At 61.2% G+C, this 18,132-nt stretch carries 28 protein-coding genes; 13 read left to right on the top strand and 15 right to left on the bottom strand.

From position 1 onward, the window contains the following. Positions 1-37: 37 nt before the first annotated feature. From C4K40_RS20685 to C4K40_RS20615, 15 genes are all read right to left on the bottom strand, one after another. Positions 38-649 (bottom strand): 3'-5' exonuclease, encoded by a 612-nt coding sequence (locus tag C4K40_RS20685; RefSeq protein WP_053137414.1) that lies wholly within the window; start codon positions 647-649, stop codon positions 38-40. Between the two features lie 60 nt (positions 650-709). Beyond that, positions 710-2,473: an AAA family ATPase gene (locus tag C4K40_RS20680; RefSeq protein ID WP_053137417.1), complete on the bottom strand. Its 1,764-nt coding sequence runs from the start codon at positions 2,471-2,473 to the stop codon at positions 710-712. 5 nt (positions 2,474-2,478) lie between these two features. After that, positions 2,479-3,513 carry a DNA translocase FtsK gene (locus C4K40_RS32100; RefSeq protein ID WP_053137421.1) on the bottom strand — a complete coding sequence of 345 codons (1,035 nt, stop codon included), beginning with the start codon at positions 3,511-3,513 and terminating at the stop codon, positions 2,479-2,481. Positions 3,514-3,524: 11 nt separating this feature from the next. Beyond that, entirely contained in the window at positions 3,525-3,725 is a 201-nt protein-coding gene (locus tag C4K40_RS20670; RefSeq protein ID WP_053137425.1) for a hypothetical protein, read from the bottom strand. 6 nt (positions 3,726-3,731) lie between these two features. Further along, complete coding sequence (locus C4K40_RS20665) at positions 3,732-4,667, bottom strand: hypothetical protein (protein WP_053137428.1); 936 nt, start codon at positions 4,665-4,667, stop codon at positions 3,732-3,734. After that, positions 4,664-4,873, bottom strand: coding sequence for a hypothetical protein (locus C4K40_RS20660; protein ID WP_053137431.1), 210 nt, complete (start codon positions 4,871-4,873; stop codon positions 4,664-4,666). Before C4K40_RS20660 ends, C4K40_RS20665 begins: the two co-directional genes overlap by 4 nt. Positions 4,874-4,879: 6 nt before the next feature. Further along, entirely contained in the window at positions 4,880-5,686 is an 807-nt protein-coding gene (locus C4K40_RS20655) for a PD-(D/E)XK nuclease family protein (protein WP_053137433.1), read from the bottom strand. Beyond that, positions 5,683-6,003 carry a hypothetical protein gene (locus C4K40_RS20650; RefSeq protein ID WP_053137436.1) on the bottom strand — a complete coding sequence of 107 codons (321 nt, stop codon included), beginning with the start codon at positions 6,001-6,003 and terminating at the stop codon, positions 5,683-5,685. Before C4K40_RS20650 ends, C4K40_RS20655 begins: the two co-directional genes overlap by 4 nt. Then, entirely contained in the window at positions 6,000-6,518 is a 519-nt protein-coding gene (locus C4K40_RS20645) for a zinc-finger-containing protein (protein WP_053137439.1), read from the bottom strand. The genes C4K40_RS20650 and C4K40_RS20645 overlap by 4 nt, the downstream gene beginning before the upstream one ends. A 111-nt stretch (positions 6,519-6,629) precedes the next feature. Further along, complete coding sequence (locus C4K40_RS20640) at positions 6,630-6,920, bottom strand: hypothetical protein (RefSeq protein ID WP_053137442.1); 291 nt, start codon at positions 6,918-6,920, stop codon at positions 6,630-6,632. Continuing rightward, a complete protein-coding gene (locus C4K40_RS31625; RefSeq protein ID WP_157064375.1) occupies positions 6,917-7,072 on the bottom strand; it encodes a hypothetical protein in 156 nt (51 codons plus the stop codon). Before C4K40_RS31625 ends, C4K40_RS20640 begins: the two co-directional genes overlap by 4 nt. Next, positions 7,062-7,295, bottom strand: coding sequence for a hypothetical protein (locus tag C4K40_RS20635; protein ID WP_053137445.1), 234 nt, complete (start codon positions 7,293-7,295; stop codon positions 7,062-7,064). The genes C4K40_RS31625 and C4K40_RS20635 overlap by 11 nt, the downstream gene beginning before the upstream one ends. Further along, positions 7,292-7,663: a hypothetical protein gene (locus tag C4K40_RS20630; protein WP_053137448.1), complete on the bottom strand. Its 372-nt coding sequence runs from the start codon at positions 7,661-7,663 to the stop codon at positions 7,292-7,294. The genes C4K40_RS20635 and C4K40_RS20630 overlap by 4 nt, the downstream gene beginning before the upstream one ends. Positions 7,664-7,802: 139 nt before the next feature. Then, on the bottom strand, positions 7,803-8,054 hold the full coding sequence (locus C4K40_RS20625) for a hypothetical protein (RefSeq protein WP_053137451.1): 252 nt from the start codon (positions 8,052-8,054) through the stop codon (positions 7,803-7,805). A gap of 836 nt (positions 8,055-8,890) precedes the next feature. Continuing rightward, positions 8,891-9,625, bottom strand: coding sequence for a S24 family peptidase (locus tag C4K40_RS20615; RefSeq protein ID WP_172681686.1), 735 nt, complete (start codon positions 9,623-9,625; stop codon positions 8,891-8,893). 103 nt (positions 9,626-9,728) lie between these two features. Between C4K40_RS20615 and C4K40_RS20610 the strand changes: the two genes are divergently transcribed. The 13 genes from C4K40_RS20610 to C4K40_RS20550 all read left to right on the top strand — a co-directional run bounded on the left by C4K40_RS20610 (position 9,729) and on the right by C4K40_RS20550 (position 18,122). Then, complete coding sequence (locus tag C4K40_RS20610; protein ID WP_053137454.1) at positions 9,729-9,959, top strand: YdaS family helix-turn-helix protein; 231 nt, start codon at positions 9,729-9,731, stop codon at positions 9,957-9,959. After that, entirely contained in the window at positions 9,919-10,269 is a 351-nt protein-coding gene (locus C4K40_RS20605; RefSeq protein WP_306108868.1) for a CII family transcriptional regulator, read from the top strand. Before C4K40_RS20610 ends, C4K40_RS20605 begins: the two co-directional genes overlap by 41 nt. 2 nt (positions 10,270-10,271) lie before the next feature. Beyond that, the gene (locus tag C4K40_RS31810; protein WP_164485035.1) at positions 10,272-11,162 is read left to right on the top strand and encodes a DUF1376 domain-containing protein; all 891 of its coding nucleotides are present in this window, start codon (positions 10,272-10,274) and stop codon (positions 11,160-11,162) included. Further along, positions 11,134-11,730, top strand: a complete 597-nt coding sequence (locus C4K40_RS20595; RefSeq protein WP_218188696.1) for a hypothetical protein — start codon at positions 11,134-11,136, stop codon at positions 11,728-11,730. Before C4K40_RS31810 ends, C4K40_RS20595 begins: the two co-directional genes overlap by 29 nt. After that, entirely contained in the window at positions 11,723-12,166 is a 444-nt protein-coding gene (locus C4K40_RS20590; protein WP_053137463.1) for a RusA family crossover junction endodeoxyribonuclease, read from the top strand. Before C4K40_RS20595 ends, C4K40_RS20590 begins: the two co-directional genes overlap by 8 nt. Positions 12,167-12,320: 154 nt before the next feature. After that, positions 12,321-13,079, top strand: coding sequence for a hypothetical protein (locus C4K40_RS20585; RefSeq protein WP_306108867.1), 759 nt, complete (start codon positions 12,321-12,323; stop codon positions 13,077-13,079). A 29-nt stretch (positions 13,080-13,108) separates the two neighbouring features. Further along, positions 13,109-13,345 (top strand): hypothetical protein, encoded by a 237-nt coding sequence (locus C4K40_RS20580; RefSeq protein ID WP_053137468.1) that lies wholly within the window; start codon positions 13,109-13,111, stop codon positions 13,343-13,345. 345 nt (positions 13,346-13,690) lie between these two features. Then, positions 13,691-14,017, top strand: a complete 327-nt coding sequence (locus C4K40_RS20575) for a hypothetical protein (protein ID WP_053137471.1) — start codon at positions 13,691-13,693, stop codon at positions 14,015-14,017. A gap of 16 nt (positions 14,018-14,033) precedes the next feature. Next, the gene (locus tag C4K40_RS20570) at positions 14,034-14,408 is read left to right on the top strand and encodes a putative holin (protein WP_053137473.1); all 375 of its coding nucleotides are present in this window, start codon (positions 14,034-14,036) and stop codon (positions 14,406-14,408) included. After that, positions 14,401-14,685, top strand: coding sequence for a phage holin family protein (locus C4K40_RS20565; protein WP_053137476.1), 285 nt, complete (start codon positions 14,401-14,403; stop codon positions 14,683-14,685). The genes C4K40_RS20570 and C4K40_RS20565 overlap by 8 nt, the downstream gene beginning before the upstream one ends. Positions 14,686-14,747: 62 nt before the next feature. Next, the gene (locus C4K40_RS20560; protein ID WP_053137479.1) at positions 14,748-15,518 is read left to right on the top strand and encodes a terminase small subunit; all 771 of its coding nucleotides are present in this window, start codon (positions 14,748-14,750) and stop codon (positions 15,516-15,518) included. Continuing rightward, positions 15,505-16,791, top strand: a complete 1,287-nt coding sequence (locus C4K40_RS20555; RefSeq protein WP_053137482.1) for a terminase large subunit domain-containing protein — start codon at positions 15,505-15,507, stop codon at positions 16,789-16,791. The genes C4K40_RS20560 and C4K40_RS20555 overlap by 14 nt, the downstream gene beginning before the upstream one ends. Next, positions 16,791-18,122, top strand: a complete 1,332-nt coding sequence (locus tag C4K40_RS20550) for a DUF1073 domain-containing protein (protein WP_053137485.1) — start codon at positions 16,791-16,793, stop codon at positions 18,120-18,122. Before C4K40_RS20555 ends, C4K40_RS20550 begins: the two co-directional genes overlap by 1 nt. Positions 18,123-18,132: the final 10 nt, after the last annotated feature.

Below are 18,132 nucleotides of genomic sequence, written 5' to 3'. Positions count from 1 at the left end.
GTTGCGCCGGCGAGTTCCGGCGCAGAATAGGGCAGGGTCAGGCGACTTGCGCGGGCGGGTTCAACACGAAGTAGACGCGGGCGCAGGCTTCAGCATCCGCGCGGGCGCGGTGACCACCGACCAGTTCCTCACCGGTGAAGTGCACCAAGGCCTCAGCTACCGTTGGCTGTTTGAACTGACCGCCCCGGCCGGCGGCGATCATTTTTTCAGTGGGCGGGCACTTCACCAGGGCGGTGCTGTTCTGGCAGGTGCAGTACTTCGGCCCAGTCTTGAACTCGTCGGCCGCCGCATCGCCGAAGTAGCGTTTCAGACCAATACGCAGAATTCGATCGTCGAACGAGACGTTGTGTGCTACCCGGAGACCAGCCCGCCGCCAGATATCCATGAACCCTTCCAGGGCCAGGCCTTCGTCGATGCCGTGTTCCAGGGCCATGGCATCGTCGATGCCGTGGATAACCGATACGTCGTTTGGGATTGTCCAGCCGTCTGGCCGCACCATCGCTTCGAACGAGTCCACCAGCACGCCGCCGGGCGTGTAGAGCAGGGCGCAAATATCCACGATGTGGGGTTGATCGGGGTGTTCGCTGGGCTCCTTGAACTTGGGGAGGCCGGTGGTTTCGGTGTCGAAGACGCAGATCAGGTCGGACATAGGTTTCTCCAGGCGAAAAGAAGGCGCCCGTAGGCGCCGTATGGTGTGCGTGTGAGGTAGTCAGCTGGCTTGCTGCAATTGCTGGTTACCGCCGGCGATGCCGTTCTCGATCCAGACTGCATTGATTTCTGGCGGCAGCTTGGCGGGCTTCTCTTTCAAGGTGCCGCAGACAATGGCGCTGTCCAGGGTTCCGGCCTTGTTGGCCGCCATCAGCAGGCGGAACAGCTGGCCGCGAGCCGGCAGGGGTGGCGGGTCCAGCACGTCGAAGCGATCGAGGACCAGGAACCGCAGGCCTGAATGCTCTGCGATGGCCAGGGCCAGCAGGGTATCGACGCGCCAGCGTTCCGACTCCGACAGCAGTGCGTAGGAGCGGCCGCCGGCGGTGATGGTCATGTCGGCGGTGATCTTTACCTGGGCCCAGCCAGCGATGTTTGACCCGGCGGCCAAGCTGCTATTGAAAGGCTGCAGGGCTCCGGCAAGGATCTCGCTGGGAATGCCATCAGGGGCCAGCAGGTCGGCAATAAGCGTCCAAGCCTTCACGTCTGCATGATGGCCCGCGGCATCTGCTGCCCGCTGTTCGGCGTTGGCGACCAGGTCCAGGCGTTCGCGCATCGCCTCGGCCTTGGCCTTGGCGGTATCACGAAAGCGGTGCTGCACCTGGATCGCGTCCTCTACGCGCTTGATCATTGCCTCTGTCACCGGTTCGCCGGCGGATTTCTCCAGGGCTGCCAGGTCGCGCCCGGCCTGTTCGGCCTCCGTGACGGCCTTCTGGTCGTTGACCTGGGTGCGGGCCAGCAGGCTATAAGCCTCGTTCGCTTTCTTGAGGTCGGCCTGGGCGGTGGCCAGCTTTGCTGCATCGGCGGTCTTGCCTTTGAATATCTCAACAAGGCGTCCGACAACCTTCAGCTTGACGTGGCAGCTTGGGCATTCGCAGGGGCTTTCGCCGTTGTAGGCCTGGACCTGCACCTCGGCTTCGCTGACCTTTGCTTTCCAGCCTTCCAGGTCCTTGTTGGTAGCCTCCAGCTTGGCCCTCCGGCGATCCAGCTGACCGAAGACTTCCTGCAGCTGTGCCTTCCGGGTGTCGTGTGACGAAGCGGCATCGCGTTTTTCGTACAGGCCGCCCAGGTGCTGATCACCTTTGCCAATCTCCGCCAATGCCTTGGCGTGTTCGGCCTCGGCCTGGGCGAGGTCGTCCCGCGTGACTTCCGGCACTCCATCAGGCATCGGGTCGATCGTCACAAGCCAGCCCTCGGCCTTCTCGCTGCCGTAGTTTTCGCCGGTGGTCGCTTTCCAGGCCCCGCGGCTTTCACTCGCGTAGGCCTTGGCCTGGTCCTGGGCGGGCGAGAAGCCGCTCAACAGCAGCGGCTTGATCAGCTCAACTTTGGTTGCATCGGTACCCTTGGCCAGCAGCTTTTCGACCACGGCCTGGGGCTTGCTGCTCGACTTCGTCAGCGCGAACAGCATTTTCCGGCGACCCTTGTCGTCCAGGGCGGCGAAGGTGGCAGGGCGCAGCACATATGGCAGGTACTCGTCGCCTGTGGCTGTGGTGTGGTCGCCCTTGCCGGCCGGCAGGGTGTAGCTGCTGGCCACGTCGTCGTGGCTGACAATGATCTGGGCCTTGGCTTGGCCGTCGGTGATCAACTGCTTGTAGTCCTTCTTCAGCGCTACCCGCGCCTGGCCACCCAGCGCAAGGTTGATCGCTTCCTGCAAGCTGGACTTGCCGGCGCCGTTCGGGCCGGCCACCAGGGTGATGGGGGCTTGCAGTTCCAGGTTAGCGAGACGCAGGCCCTGGAAGTTCTCGACGAAAAGGTGGTTCAGGCGCATGGCGGTTACTCCAGGGTGAGGTCTTCGAGCTTGGCGAGGACCTTGTAGGTGTTGTCGATCGATACGTCGCCCTCGGATTCCAGGGCGATCACTTCGTTGTCGACCAGGCGCAGGAGCAGTGTGGTGGCCTGGTCGCTGTCTATTGCGAGCCGGCGCTGCAGCCAGGCGACGTCGACCGTTGTTGCATGCAGGACCACCAGTTGCGCGGCGTCCTCGTATGTGAATTCGCCGAACTCCTTGCCGAACTGCTGCTCATGCTCGGCCATGGCTTCGCGGTGCTGCTCTGGGTCATGCTCCAGGTCAACCTGTTCAAGGTCCGTGGTACCTGCAGGTGCCGGAGGGTTCTGCAACAACACCTCGCGGTTGCCATTGCTGTTCACCGCCGAGACGATGCCCTGGTTCTCCATCCAGTCGAGCATGCGGGCAGCGCGGTTGTAGCCGACTTTCAGGTGGCGCTGGACGGCCGAAATGCTCGGGCGCCGGCTATCCAGCACGAACGCCACGGCCTCGCTGTACAGCGGATCCTGGTCGCCGACGAATTCAGGTTCGCTGTGACCTGCGTCGAACAGGCCCCGGGTCAACTCGCTGGTGTGCAGCGGCAGATCGGCCTGGTCCCGGTCGGGCTGGATGAAGTCCAGCCCGTCAGCGTAATCGTCGGGCGCCATCACCAGCAGGCATAAGCGGCCTGCGCTGTCGATCAGGTCGTGCCGATTCGGGTCCTTGGCATCGACAATCGATGTGAGCGTCAGCTGTTTGGAGTTGAACTTGACCTCTTTCATGGTGACTTCAATGGTCGAGACGTTGCGCGAGCTGATGATGGAGATCGCGTTATGCGCTGCCTTCTCCGCCGCTTCGGTCATGCGGTCGATGACTTCCTGCTGCTGGCCTTCGTTCAACTTGCCGTATGGCGAGTGCAGGTTCTTCAGCTCAAACAGGCCGGCATTTACAAGGTCATGCACCAGCAGTTCGTGTGCGATTGCCGATGGCGGCATGTCGTGCAACTTGGCGCGATCAATGATTGCCTTGTGTTCCATGTTCATCGTGGGATTCCTCAGGATTTAGCGATGCGCTCGAGCGTGGACTGTTGCGCCGGGCTTAGGTGTGTGTGGGCGCCGTAGCGCGCGAAGTTGGCCCGCATGTCTTGGGTGAATTCCAATTCCCACGCGCCGCTGGCGTGGAGCTCAGCGGCGGCAAGCAGGGTTGTGAATTCCTCAATGCGGTCGTAGATCTCGACGACGGATTGAGCGGTCATGGCGAATTACTCGAATGCCAGATCGTCGGGCAGATCTGCGTCAGCTGTTGCGGGTTCAGCCTGGTCCGTTGCGGTTTCGGCTGGTTTCGTATCGGCTTCAAGGGGGGCTGTCTCGGGTTCGTCGCCCAGGGCTTCGTCTTGGTCGAGGATCGCCGGCGGCTCAGGCTCCTTGTTGCGTAGGTCGTTGAGGTCAACCGCATAATTACCAGCTCCATCCGGAGTGGCGTCGATGAAGTCGTGGACCTCTTCCTGGGTTTGCAGGCCCATCAGCAGCTCAGGCGCGTACAATCGGCCGAACAGGCTCGCCGCCCGGTAACGAAGCATGATTTCTGGCATCGTCTGCCACTTGCTGCCGTTCTTGGTGAGCCAGCCTTCGTCGATGGCCATCTGCATGGATACGGTGGGCCCGTCCAGGCGGTCGCCGGTTTCTTTCTCGATCACCCAGGCACGGCAGGTGCGGTGCTGGATGGTGACCTCGCGGGGCTCTTCGGTCTTTTTGTCGTTCTTCCAGACCACGGCCTTGTACTTCACGACCTCATCTTTTCCCGGCTCGCTCAGTTCGAAGCGCAGCGGGCTGAATCGGCCGCAACTATTGATCGCAGCGATGATGAATTGGCTGGACCAGCTCGGCCGGCCTTCGATCACGTACAGGTTTTGCATGACCATCAGCGGGTCGGCCCCCATACGCATGGCCATGTTCAGCGCCACAACGCAGTTTGGCAGGCCAGCAGGGTTGGGGTTGTGTCCGGTCACCTTGCCGTAGGATTTCACTTCAGTGAATGCGCGGTACTGCGCAGGCACCAACGTGGAGGCACAAAGCGCCTTGGCAACACGCTGGAGCTGGTCGAAGCCCGAGCCGGTCAACAGCGACATGGGAGTTTCAGGTTTCGGAGCGGCTACAGCGCTGGTCTGCATCTGCGCCAGGGTGGTGGGCTGAGTCATGGCTTTACCTTCCGTGCTTCGTTGTAGTCGGCTTCAGTTGCCACCTGGACCAGGCGGCGGTCTTCAATCTTCTTTTTCGGGTCTTCGTGCAGCTTGACCTGGGACTGGTAGAACAGCTCGCGGTCCCACACACGGTGGTGGTTGATGACCGTGCGGTGTTTTCCGGTCGGATCAATGAGGCGGACATAGAAGTCTTGGGCTTTCATGGACGGTTACTCGTGGTATGGGCAGGTGGACCAGCGCGGGCAGTACCGCGCCGAGCAGGTGAAGCTCTGGGGGTTTGGGGGGAAAAGGCCGGTGCGGAGCATCTCGGCGCCGATCTGGATCAGCCCGGGGAACTCCTCGGTGCCGACCATCATTTGCTTTGCGCCTACGATCTCGCCGATACCGGTTTCCGGCTTGCCCTTCGTCTTGAGCCCGATGATGTGGGCCGGGGCGGTGATGGGCTCGCCAGTGGTGTGCTCGTAGAGAATTTCGTAGGTGCCGATCTGCGGGGCATGGCCCTTGGTCTTCGCTACTCCCTGGCTCACTGCGGCGCCGCCGGTCTTCACGTCGGCGATGCCCACACCGTCACCCGTCTTGCAGATCCGCGCCCGGTCGAGCTGGCCCGTGAGCTGGATGATCACGCCACCGCCGCAGTCGATCTCAAGCGGCTTGGTGGTCAGCTCCACGGCCTGGAATTCATAGCGGGGGCTGATCTCGTTGCAATAGCGCGTGTGCAGCTGCAGGCCCGTGGCTTCGGCCTGTGCCAGGGTGATATCGGAGCCGCGCCAGTCGACGTCGTGGTCAGGATTGCGCAGGGTGTACAGCAGCAGTTCCGCGGTATCGAAGGCCGACAGGTCGCTGCCGTTGATCCGCGCCGCGTCGAATGCGGCGGTGCTGGCGTGAATGGCGGTACCCAGCTGGGCACGGGGGCTGCTGGGGGACCGGTGCCCGAGGATATGCGTGTACTCCCAGGCATAGCCGCAGTTGAACAGCGAGCCCCAGGATGATGCGCGGACTTTGATAGGGCTGTTCACAGGTCACCCCTTGCCGCGGCGAGGGCGGCCCGGGCCTGGTTCAGCTCTGGCTGGATAACGCGCAAGCCGGCCAGGTCTAGTTCCATGACCCTCACGCAATCCTCAAGGGCTCTACGCAATTCGGGAGCTGCGGTGAGTAGATGGGCGTTTGCTTGGCATTCTGGGGATGGTCGACTCTCGTCGTGGTCATCCTCCATTTGCCAGATCACTTCCGCCAGCGCGCCATGGGTTGGGGCATCGATCGACACGACGACGGCGCCAGATTCTGCCTGATAGGGCTCGCTGGACGACCATGGCCCCGGGGTGTGCTTGTTCATGCTTTCGCCCTCGCCTTGGAAAAGGCCTTGCCCATGCTGGTGCTGGCCGTCAGGTCCTCGACGCAGTGCCTCATGGCCAGCGCGCATTCGTCTTGGTCGAACCACCCGAAATGGCATTGGCCGACAGGAATGCCCATTTTCCCGGCCAGCCACTCATAGGCGAGCGACCGAGTGAACCCGCGCCGCTCCTTGACCTTGTGGAACATGTCTTTGCTCAGGTTCCGGTCCTTGCGCAGCTGCGCGGTGGCCAGGGTGCCCAAGGGGATATCGGTAGAGGGGTGCAGGCCCACGTAGGCGCCGCAGTCTTCGCAGCGGTAGGCATACGGCCACTCGCCGAATTCCCTGCCGTAGATCCTGCTGTTGTTGATCAGCTCGACGTGGCCGGCGCAGTAGCGGCAGCTGGTGGGTACCGGAAGCGGGTTCTTGACGCGCTTCAGGGCGCGCCGGCTGATATGCGGCAGCGGGGCAGGCGCAACAAGGCGCCCGGGGCTGCTGGCCCGAAGATCGATGTTCATGGGGAAGGTCCTATTGCGTGATCAGGCCGCCGATTGCCGGGGCCAGCAGGGTGATGGCTATGAAAAGCAGGCCGGTAATGGCCGAAGCCCAGCGGATGGCCTGGCGGCGGGTCATGACGCGGCCCCCGATAGCTGGGCTCTGGCTCTGGCCACAACCCGTTCAAGATTCGCCAGCTCGCTTTTCAGCTTGAGTTCGCGTGCGGCTGCCCAGGCCAGCAGGTCGGCAATTGCGTCCGCCTCGGTGGCCCAAAGCTCGATTGCGCGGTACATCCCGCGCCGGCTGGTGATGAACCAGGTCCAGCCGTGTGAACGCTCGGCCATCACGATTTTTACCGCCACCACCTTGCGGGAAGGAGTTAGGCGATACGCAACAAAGGGCGCTGCGGTGGTTTCAGCGATCATTGCACCGCCCTCGCTCGAATCATGCCGCGTGCCGTGGGGTCGAGCCGGATTCGCACCGGCAGATCGGCGACCAAAGAAAAGCCCTGCGACTGCAGGGCCCGGATAATCGCTTTGCGATTGGCGGCGATGATCGCCACGCAGTTACCATTCATCGATTGGGCCTCCAAACTCGCCAGCTCGGCGCCGCACGTGCAGGCGGCGCATTTGTTCGGTGAAATCGGCGTCTTCCTCAGCGCTGATAACCCCCAGCGCGCGGAAGATCAGGACGGCCGTTGTGGCCGAGGCATTAACCGCAATATCGGAGCATTGCGGGTCCTGCATCCGCTCCAGGTAGCCTTCGAGCATGCCCTGGGCGATATCGTGGTGGGCGATCATTGGCAGACCCTCGCCAGTAGCCCCATGGACTTCATCACCATGGCGCGGGCTTCCGACTCAAGAGGTTGCCGGAACGCCTTCTCGGCGATCCTCTGGGCCCGGTCGAACTCCCCGGCCAGAACCGCCAGCACCAGCTGGACGTCCATGCATTCGTGGTCGCAGGCCCGGGCGATCGTCTCGCTCGCATTCAGCGCGAAGCCTGGGACGTGGCCGCGGCCGGCGCCTACTCGCTGATCGAAAAAGGGCACAACCGTCGATTCCAGCACCATCACCCGGGCAACCTCGGCGTCCACCAGTTCATCGGTGTAATCCTCTGGTGGCAGCCGGTGGTCGTGCCGCTCCTGGCAGATCTGCATTGCTGTTTGCATGTCGATGTCCTCGGGTGACGTTTTCCAAGTGCAGCCGGATGCACTCAGGCCTCCCGCTTTATGCCGGTGGGCGCGGGGGTGAGTGCATTCGGATGGATTCGGAAAGGGCGGAGGTGCCCGCCGAAGCGGGCTCGATTGGTTAGGTAGGAACTCGGATAGGGTCTTGGTCAACGATCGTGATTGAGCCGCTTTGAGTGATCGCTACCCGACCGGAGAGGTTGGGCAGGCTTGGCCAGCCCGGGTGTGGTTTGAACTCCCGAACTGCGGCCACTCGACCTGACATGCCCACATAGATCATGTCGCCGACGTTGATCTGGCTTCCGCGTTTGTAGGTGCTTGGCATCTTCTTGCTCCGGTTGTTTTCCCAATGCACCCGGTCGCCCAGGTGCATCAGTGAAAACTCCTTGCTGGCCGGTGATCAGCTACTGGCTACGTTCTCGCCGGCCTACTTCGTGACAATCAGCACACCGCGCCGCCGGTAGCCGGACGGTGCAGCTCGCTGATCGCGGTCCCACCAGGATCCGAGGACGATACGGCTGCGCTTAGGGAGGCTCCTGCCTATGAGCGTGCTAACGACCTTTCCCACCTGGTGGTGTGTTGCGCTGGTTGTGTAAAGAGCGGTGGCTTTCGCCTCCTGGGTGACGTTTGGTGCGTCGATCAGGTGAGATAAAATTACCGTACGGTAATAATTCAAGTCAATACCGTTTGGTAATAAATTTGGGCGAGCACAAGAAAGCCCGCACGGGCGGGCTCTTAGGTGGGTTCAGTCTTGCTTGGTAGAGGGGGCTGGGCTAGTTCCGCCGCAGCGTTGGAGATGATCCAAACTCGGTCTCGAATTTTTGCACCATCATTTTACAGGTGCCCCGGATAAATCTGCGAGACTCCAGGCTCTGGAGCTGATCTTCTACCTCCTTCCAGCAAAGATCGATAGCGGCGCGGGCTTGGGATTCTGCATTAGGAGGGGCCGACATAGCTCCAATAACCAACATGCCGCCCACCACGAGAAGCGGTACCAGAAGTATCCAGGGCAATAGCGATTTTCGGGGCTTGGTTGGCACGGCCCCGTCTTGGGTACCGGTCAACAGGCTGACGTTGCAATGCTTGCAGCGTATTGCTTCGGCCTTGATGGTCTCGGCACAAAAGGGGCAATTTCTAACTGAGGCGGCCAAAGTTCGATCTCCGTATCATTTTTTCACCCGGAAGGTTCATCGCGGTGCCGGTATGTGGTTAGAAGCTACGCCCAGTCCACCAATAGATGATCTGTGCCAGGATTTGCAGATCGTCCTCTCGCTCGGCGGGGACAATAATTTCCCGGTACTGGGTATTGTCGGAAATGATCGTGAGCCCATCTAGATTGCGTTGTATGCGCTTGACGTGAAGTCTTCCGCCCATTTCGAAGTAGTAAATGGCATCCGACTCGACGGTTTTCACGCCAACATCAACCAGCAGGGCATCTCCGTTTCGGATTGTCGGCGCCATGCTGTCGCCACGACCACTGATAAGTTTCAGATTGGAAGTCGCGGAGTAGACGAGGTTTTGTCTCACCCAATTGGCATCCAGGCCCATGTGCTCAACCACCATGCTGACTTCGGGGACCTCCATCCCTGGCCCCATTGATCCTGCAATGTCGAATCGTTCGACCTGCACAATGTTCCGATAACTGGTGATCTTTTTTGCCAGCGGTTCTGGCAAGCCCTCCACGTCGATGGTCTCACTTTTGCCCATGCCTGGGACATCAAGGGCATAACGGCTAAGCCCAAAAATCGATTCGATCTCCCGCGCGAAGTCCTCCCCGATTGACTTTGAGCTGGCTTTGGCTGGATCAGCCAAGCAGCGAGACACGAAGTTCTGCGGTTTTCCGAGTTTTTCGGCGAGACGAGACTGTGCGCCTCGGGCTCCAACGCCGTACTCGTCATCCATTAATTTCTGCAGGTTCAGCCTGCGCACCAGACGTAGTTCCATGCGTCGATTCTCTACATCCATTACTTTTTGGTAAATGACCATCCGGTATTGATAAATCAATTACCGAACGGTAATAATTGGCGCATCAAGAAGGAGGACTGCGATGCGCACCAAACACACCAGGCTATTGGAGTGGCTTAAAGCCGCCTCGGATGAGGCTGTGGCCGCCACAGGCACCACGCGCGGCTACCTACGCCAGATTGCCTACGGCAATAAGGTTTCGTCGGCAGAGATCGCCACATCTATCGAATTCGCCACTGGCGGCGCCGTTACTCGCCAGGACCTGAGGCCAGATGACTGGTCCAGGATCTGGCCAGAGCTCTCGGTGGCCTGACATGAGCACGGACAAATTAAGCCCCGAGCAGGATGCAAGGGCACGCAAGAACTACTCCGTTCTGATGCAGCGGCTTGCATCCGTTGGAAATGCCCCTGTGGCACATGCGGTCGGTTGCGATGAGGCGACTATCAGCCGGATGAAGCCCGAGAAGTTCGAGCAATTTACCCAGATCCTGGCCGTTCTCGACCTCAAGGTCGTGCCCACCGATGCCCGTTGCTTCCGGGAGCGCGATATAGCGGCCTACCTGCACATGGCCAAGCTGCACATGGAGCAGATCGAAGGCGTGCACCAACTGGAGTGGGACTGATCATGGCCGCCTTGCCGTACATGCAGCTCTACGTGGCCGACTACCTGGCAGACACCATGCACCTCACAACCGAGGAGCACGGGGCTTACTTGCTGCTGATCTTCAACTACTGGCAGACGGGACGACCGATCCCGAAAGCCCGCCTGGCCCGTATTGCGCGGCTTTCCAACGAGCGTTGGACGGACGTTGAACAGTCGTTGAACGAGTTTTTCAACGACAACGGGGAAGCGTGGGTGCATGAGCGCATTGAGCGTGACCTTGAGGCTGTCCACGCTACCCAGAACCAGCGCAGTGCTGCCGGAAAGGCCTCGGCAGAGGCCAGAAAGAACAAAAACGCAGCGAAACAGCAACGGAAAAGTAACGACCGTTCAACGCCCGTTGAAAAACCGTTGAACGAGAACTCAACGAATAAAGATACAGATACAGATACAGATAAAGAAACACCACCACCACCGCGCGAGGACTTTCCGGATTCGCGTTGCAAGTTCGCCATGCACGAACACTGGGAGCCCGACGGGAAGTCATTCGCCGCGGTGCTGACCTTCAACGGCCTGTCGGGCCAGATCTTCGATCAAGACCAATTCCTCGAATTCAAATCCTTCTGGATCGCTTCCCCAGACGATCACCGCACACAGGCCAAGTGGGAGCACGCGCTCGCCCAGCACCTGAAGCGCGGTATGCGCAGCGACCAGGCAAGCGGGAGAAACGGAAATGCTACCCAGCAACCCCCATCGCGAAATGCCCAAGACCATCAAGGCGGTGGTGCCCAAGGTCGCAACCGAGAGCCTGCTCGAACGGGCTCCCTCTCTGCTCCAGACCGTGTCCGCGCCGCAATCGCAGACCGAGAGAATGCCGCAGGCGCTGATGGACAAGCTCTGGATCAAGATGGCTGAGTTCTACGGGCACCGGTGGACGTCAAGCTTCGGCGTGATCGCAGATCCGGAACACACCTGGTCCAAGGTCCTGCGGGGTATCACCGGCGCGCAGCTCGCCAACGGCTTGAACACCCTCGCGGAGAAAGGGGCGGAGTTCGACTGGCCACCGCCTGCGAACGTCTTCCGTGAACTGTGCCTGGCGGTCAAGGGTATGCCCGGTTTTGCAGACGCTTGGGTCGAGGCATTGCAGGGTACCTACAGCCACGAAGCTGTGCGCGTGGCAGCTGAAGCCACCAGCACGTTTGACCTCGCGACAGGGGAGGTGGGGGACAAGGGCCTTCGCCAACGCTTCGAGCGCAACTACGCCATCGTCATGCGCCGGGCCCAGCTTGGGCAGCAACTCGACGGAAAGATCGCCCAGGGTATCAGCCACGACAGCATGCGCCCGCGCCAGCAGATCCAACTCGAGCACTCACACCAAGAGGCGGCTCGAATCGTCGACACCCTGGAAATCCCAAAGGACCCCAAGGCCTGCCGCGCCATGCTGCTGGCCAAGCTCGGCATTCGGAGAAACGACCATGCCTGATCACAAGCCAGTCTCGTTCGTCGTGCCCGGGGAAGCGGTGGGGAAGGGTAGGCCCAGGGTCACCACCATCAACGGTCATGCCCGCATGTTCACGCCGAAGAAGACCGCGAACTACGAAACCCTGATCTCCATGGCAGCCCAGCAGGCCATGCAAGATCGGGAGCTGATCACCGGCCCCGTGCTGGTGGAGCTGAAAATCGCCGTGGGCATCGCTCAGTCCTGGTCGAAGAAGAAAACCGCTGCAGCACTCGCCGGCCAGGTCATGCCAACCAAGAAGCCGGACGCCGACAACGTGCTCAAGGCCATCTGCGACGGCATCAACGGCATCGTCTTCCGCGATGACGTCCAGGTGGTCAACGTGTCGATGAGCAAGCGCTTCGCCGATGTTCCATGCGTCCTGGTCCGTGTCGTGCCGCTTGAGGGCCTGCCGTCGTGAAATACGCAAAACTACGCAGTAAGGGGGATTTATGAGATTGATTGGCGCGCGACAAGCCTGGCGGGAGGCGCTGCATGAGGGGCGCGACTCCGTTCTCGGCGTAGCGGCAGACCGGGCAGCGCTCGGCAAGCGGGGGCGAGTGGTCGGAGAGACCATGGAATCGATGCTCGACAGCAACGGGCGGTGTGCGCACATCCTGGCCGCAGGCCTGGTCCAGGCTGCAATCGACTCGCTGCCCAAGCCGCTACAGCACCTGGGGCACGCTCTGTACTCCCCTGTTTCGACAGGCCAGGACCTGAACATTGCTCATGGTCTGGTCTGGTTCACCACCGTGTTGCCCGAGTGTAACGCCCGGCGCCGAGAACTGGCCTACTGGATGGCCTTGGCCGCGGTGAAGAGCCACCAAGGGGTGGTGTATGGGCGGGACGGCTGGGGTCCGGCACGGGTCTGCGAGTTCGTCCAGGACTGGTACGGTGCGAGAATGAGCCCTAGCCACTGGGCCCGGGATTGGGCGGCGATCTGGGAAGCGATCTGCAAGGCCGTAGACAATCTCGACAAGAAGGCGCTCAAGCCCGTGGCAGCTGTTGTGGCCCGCATGAATGGACGCCATCGGCCGGGCTGGTGCCGGTGGGAAGACTTCGACCGCGAGGCTGTCGCCGATGCCCGCGCAGCCGCCTACGATCGACGTCGGCCCGGTCTGGTCACGGCGCTGCAGGCCCGCCTGAGCGGTCTGGAGGAGGCGGCGCTACGGCAATGGTTCTTCCGCATGCAGGCGTATGCTGCGGCCTACCGCGAGGAGTGGGGCACGGATGTTCTCGAAAACCCAGGTAGGCACCAGCGCTACCAGGACCGCGTCACAGAGTACTGGAACCAGCGACAGCGGGTCGGTGACGTGGTCAAGCGGGTGGCGTAAGATCCCAGAACTGGAACAGGAGGTGCACAGTGAGTGACCAGAACGATGTGATCGGGGATATCCTGGACGAAATGCAGCGCATCACCGATGCCGGCACCCAAGTGAGCGAGGTTGTTATCCATGACGCAGGCCTTTGGACAAGGCTTCCAGGGCTGGCTGGGCCACAGCTGGAGAGCGTTGTCGGCGGCATGAAGCTGTTCGGAGTGCGTGTTGTCCTTGGTGGCAAGAACGACTCGGCGAAATTCACAGTAAAACCAGCCCCTTGACCGTTTGGCGAGTGTTTTGGTAACTTTTCACCAAGTTGCAAAGTTACGCCCGTCTCCCAGAAACCCGCCAAGTGCGGGTTTTTTTGTGCCTGAAATTTGCCTGTAGCCAGGACAGCCTTCGGGAAGGCCTGGACGTCGATAGCCGGATAGTGCGACGTACGGAACAACACCGGCAGCCCGCGCACCTGTGACCTCACAGCTTTCTGGGTGGCGCGAGACACAACCATGAGACCGGTGCAGTTGGGTGCCGGCGTGGTGGTGGACTTAGGCGGACGGCGGGAAAGACCGCGAACCTATCCATGGCCTCAGCACCTGCTGGGGCTTTTTCGTTTCTGGAGCACAGAAATGCAGAGCCATGATTATGTGCCGGGCGTCTCCGGCTGGAAGATCGACCCAACGACCGGCGCCTTCGAGCTCTGCTCGAATCAATTGACCGTCTCAGGTTTCGACCCAAGAGCTACCTACTGTCAGAAGCCGCAAGCCGAAGCAGATGAGGTGTTCGTCGTTGTGGACGGCAAGATGTATATCAATCGTGCCGCCATCGATCACTCCCTGGTTACCAATATTCGCATTACGGAATCGGCTACCTCGGGCGTCGAGCAGATTCGCGATGTGCTTCGGGCAGAGCTCAAGCCTGGCGGAATGCTGCATATCGCCACCCGCAACCGCTGAAAATGGAGCAAGACCAATGGCCGAACCAAGCGCCGGGGTGATGGCGGGCACGGCCGTTGTGGGTATGACCACCGCGAGCCTGATCCCGGGTGTAGATGTGAATGCAGTGGTCGGCGCATTTGCCGGCGCTATGTTCTTCGTGGTTTTCGCAAAGGATCTTTCGGCGTTATCGAGGCTGGGTTACTTCATAGCCTCTTGGGTTGCCGGGTACTACGTGGCCAGCGAGGTGGTGGGGCGCAACCTGGCTGCAACTTCGGGCCTGGTCGCGTTCTTCGGCGCGTTGTTCTGCGTTGCCATCTGCATCAGCCTGCTGGAGTGGGTGCAGGGTGGGAAAACGCCTGGTTGGCTGCGCTTTATCGCTGACCGCTTCGGAGGTCGCCCCAATGGTTGATCCATGGACTTTGATTGCCGGTGCGCTTTGTGGCGCGATCTGCCTTCGCATTGCCGCGTATCGGCGCGATGGGGCCCGGTACCGCGCCGGTGTTTCCTGGTTGGCGTATCTGCTGGCTGTCGGCACCGGATGTGAGTCGTTGCAGATCACCCTGTCTGCCCTTATGGCACGGCCGGCGCCGGCGGTGTCACCTTTCCTGCTGATGGTCCTGGTGGTGCTGGTGGTGCTGGTCTACCGCGCACAGGGGAACGTAGCGCGCATTCTCCGAATGGACTAGCGGTCCATCTTCACCCTTCCATCAACTGCCCGAGCGAGGCAACACGGTCTCAAGGATTTTCTATGGCGCTGACAGCGAAACAGCAGCGTTTTGTCCTCGAGTACCTGGACGACCTCAACCAGACCCAGGCAGCTATTCGGGCCGGGTTCAGCCCGAGGCGCGCCCGGGAGTACGCCTACCAGCTCATGCAGCGCCCAGAGATCGCCCAGGCCATCCAAGACGCGATGGCGGAGCGATCGAAGCGGACCGAGATCACCAAGGACATGGTTCTGGCGCGCTATTGGATGATCGCTACCGCGGATCCCAACGAACTCTCGCTGCACAGGCGAGTGTGCTGCAGGTACTGCTTCGGAAAGGGCCATGCGTACCAGTGGGAGGATGAGGAGGAGTTCGAGCAGGCCACGGCCAGGGCTCTGAAAAGCAAGGACGCGATCCTTCCAGCGGACCCTGGAGGGTATGGATTCGACCGCACGTTGCGACCCCACCCGAAGTGCCCCAAGTGCAAAGGGGAGGGCCATGGCGACGTGCTGTGGGGGGACACACGGGATGCGAGCCCGGCCGCCAAAGCGCTGTTTTCCAGGGTCAAGCAGACCAGAAACGGGTTCGAGATCGTGACCCATGACCAGTTGGCCGCCCTGGGCATGGTTGCTCGCCACCTCGGCATGCTGGTGGACAAGGATGTCTCTGGGCTGGATGAGGAGCTCAAGCTCTTGGACATCGAGAAGCGAAAAGCCGAGATCAGGCGATTGAAGGACGACGCAGACGACGGTACCCCGCCTCAGCGTGTCGAGGTTGTTGTGCGGGACGCGAGGAAGCCAGATGCCGACGCTTAATGTGCCCCAAGCGCGGTTCCTCCAGATGGAGCACAAGTTCCGTGGGTTTATTGCTGGGTTTGGCAGCGGGAAGACCTGGGTAGGCTGCGCAGGAATCTGCAAGCACGTCTGGGAATGGCCGCGAATCAACTCCGGCTATTTCGCTCCGACGTACCCGCAGATCCGGGACATCTTCTATCCGACCATTGAGGAAGTCGCCTTCGACTGGGGGCTGAAGGTCAAGACCAAGGAGAGCGACAAGGAGGTCGAGTTCTACAGCGGTGCCCAGTACCGCAGTACGACAATTTGCCGCTCGATGGAGAAGCCGCAGACGATCATCGGCTTCAAGATCGGTCATGCGCTGGTTGACGAACTCGATGTTCTACCGAAGGTGAAGGCGGAGCAGGCCTGGCGCAAGATCATTGCCCGGATGCGCTACAACGTTCCCGGGTTGAAGAACGGCGTTGATGTAACCACCACCCCGGAGGGGTTCAAGTTCGTCTATCAGCAGTTCGTGAAGCAGCTTCGCGAAAAGCCGGCATTGCGGGAGATGTATGGCCTCATACAGGCCAGCACCTTCGACAACGAGCTGAACTTGCCCGGCGACTACATCTCCTCGCTGATGGAGTCGTACCCCGAACAACTGATCCTGGCCTACCTGAACGGCCAGTTCGTCAACCTGACGTCCGGTACGATCTACACCGCCTACGACAGAAAGCTCAACGGCAGCCAGGAGACCATTCAGCCCGGTGAGGCCCTGTTTATCGGCATGGACTTCAACGTCGGCAAGATGTCGGCAATCGTCCACGTCAAACGCCTGGGCCTACCGCACGCGGTGGACGAGATCATCAACGGCTACGACACGCCGGACATGATCAGGCAGATCAAGGAGCGCTACTGGCTCTACGACGGTGCGAGCTACCGCAGCACGCGTCAGATCCGGATCTACCCCGACGCCTCTGGCGACTCTCGCAAGTCCGTCAGGGCCAGCGAGACCGACATCTCCCTGCTCAAGCAGGCCGGCTTCATGGTCTCTGCCCCAGGCGCAAACCCTCCGGTCAAGGACCGCATTAACTCCATGAACGCCATGTTCTGCAACGCCGCAGGGCAGCGCCGCTACCGCATCAACGCCGACAAGTGTCCGACCTACGCCGATGACCTCGAGCAGCAGATTTGGGGCGACAACGGCGAGCCGGACAAGAAGCAGGGCAACGACCACCGGCCAGACGCTGGCGGCTACTTCATCCACAAAGAGTACCCAATCAACAAGTACTCCCTCGCAGGTGTTTCCTAATGGGCGTAGTCCGATACCTCAGCGACAAGCTGGTGAACCTGGTGGCAAACCTGGGCACCGAGCGCGACAAGGCATCGGGGTCCGTGTATGCGCCGGTGGTGATGTCTGACCTCGAGCTGAGCAGCGCCTACCGCGGAGCCTGGTTACCGCGAAAGATCGTCGATATCCCGCCGCTGGATGCCACCCGGCGCTGGCGTGGGTGGCAGGCCACCAAGGAGCAGATCGGAAAGATTGAGGCCGAGGAGAAGCGCTTGGACCTGCGCCGCAAGGTGAAGCAGGCCATGACGCGGGCCCGGCTCTTCGGCGGTGCCGCCATCTTCATCGGTACCGGTGAACGAAACACTGCGCTTCCGTTGAGCGCCGAGGGCATCAAGGCCGGGGGCATCAAATACCTCACGGTGATGAACCGTCGGCAGCTATCCCCGACCGAGCTGGAGCAGGACCCACAGTCTCCACTGTTCGGCAGGCCCAAGGCCTACCGGCTGGCCGGCAGCGGGATAGAGATTCACCCGTCGCGCCTGGTGATCTTCATCGGCGCCGAGCATCCAGACCCTGAGCTTGCGATGGGCAACGAGTTCGGTTGGGGCGATTCGGTCCTGCAGGCCGTGTTCGATGCGATCAAACAGTCCGACGGGACGATGGCCAACACTGCCAGCCTGGTCTTCGAGGCCAAGGTCGATGTCATCAAGATCCCTGAGTTCATGCAGCAGCTGCAGGACCCCGCATTCGAGAAACAGATTCTCGAGCGGATCCGCCTCGCTGCCATGGCCAAGGGCATCAATGGTGCACTGCTCCTGGACGCGGCGGAGGAGTACGAGACCAAGACGGCCAGCTTTGGCGGGCTCCCGGACATCATCGATCGCTTTCTGCAGGCGGTCTCTGGCGCGGCGGATATTCCGGCCACCAGACTGCTCGGTCAGGCCCCATCTGGTTTGAATGCCACGGGAGACTCCGACCTGCGCAACTACTACGACCGCATCCAGGCCATCCAGGAGCTCGAGGCCACACCGGCCATGGCCTTACTTGACGAATGCCTGCTCCGATCTGCCTTGGGCAGCCGGCCTGCCGAGATCCACTACATCTGGAACCCGCTCTGGCAGCCTACGGCGACTGAGCAGTCGGAGATCAACAAGCGTACCGCCGAGACGGTCCAGATATTGGCGAACACCAAGCTGTGGCCCGAGGATGCTTTGAGCAAGGCCGCGACCACCATGCTTGTCGAGCAAAGCGTCCTGCCTGGACTTGAGGCTGCGCTGGTCGAGTACGGCAGCGCGCTGCCCCAGGATGACCTGGACGATACGCCACCTCCACCCTCCGACTCCATGGGCTGATAGCCCGAGG

Origin of the sequence: Pseudomonas sp. CMR5c (assembly GCF_003850545.1) — a bacterium.
Classification (GTDB): Bacteria; Pseudomonadota; Gammaproteobacteria; order Pseudomonadales; family Pseudomonadaceae; genus Aquipseudomonas; species Aquipseudomonas piscis.
This window is presented reverse-complemented; position numbering and strand designations above follow the sequence as displayed.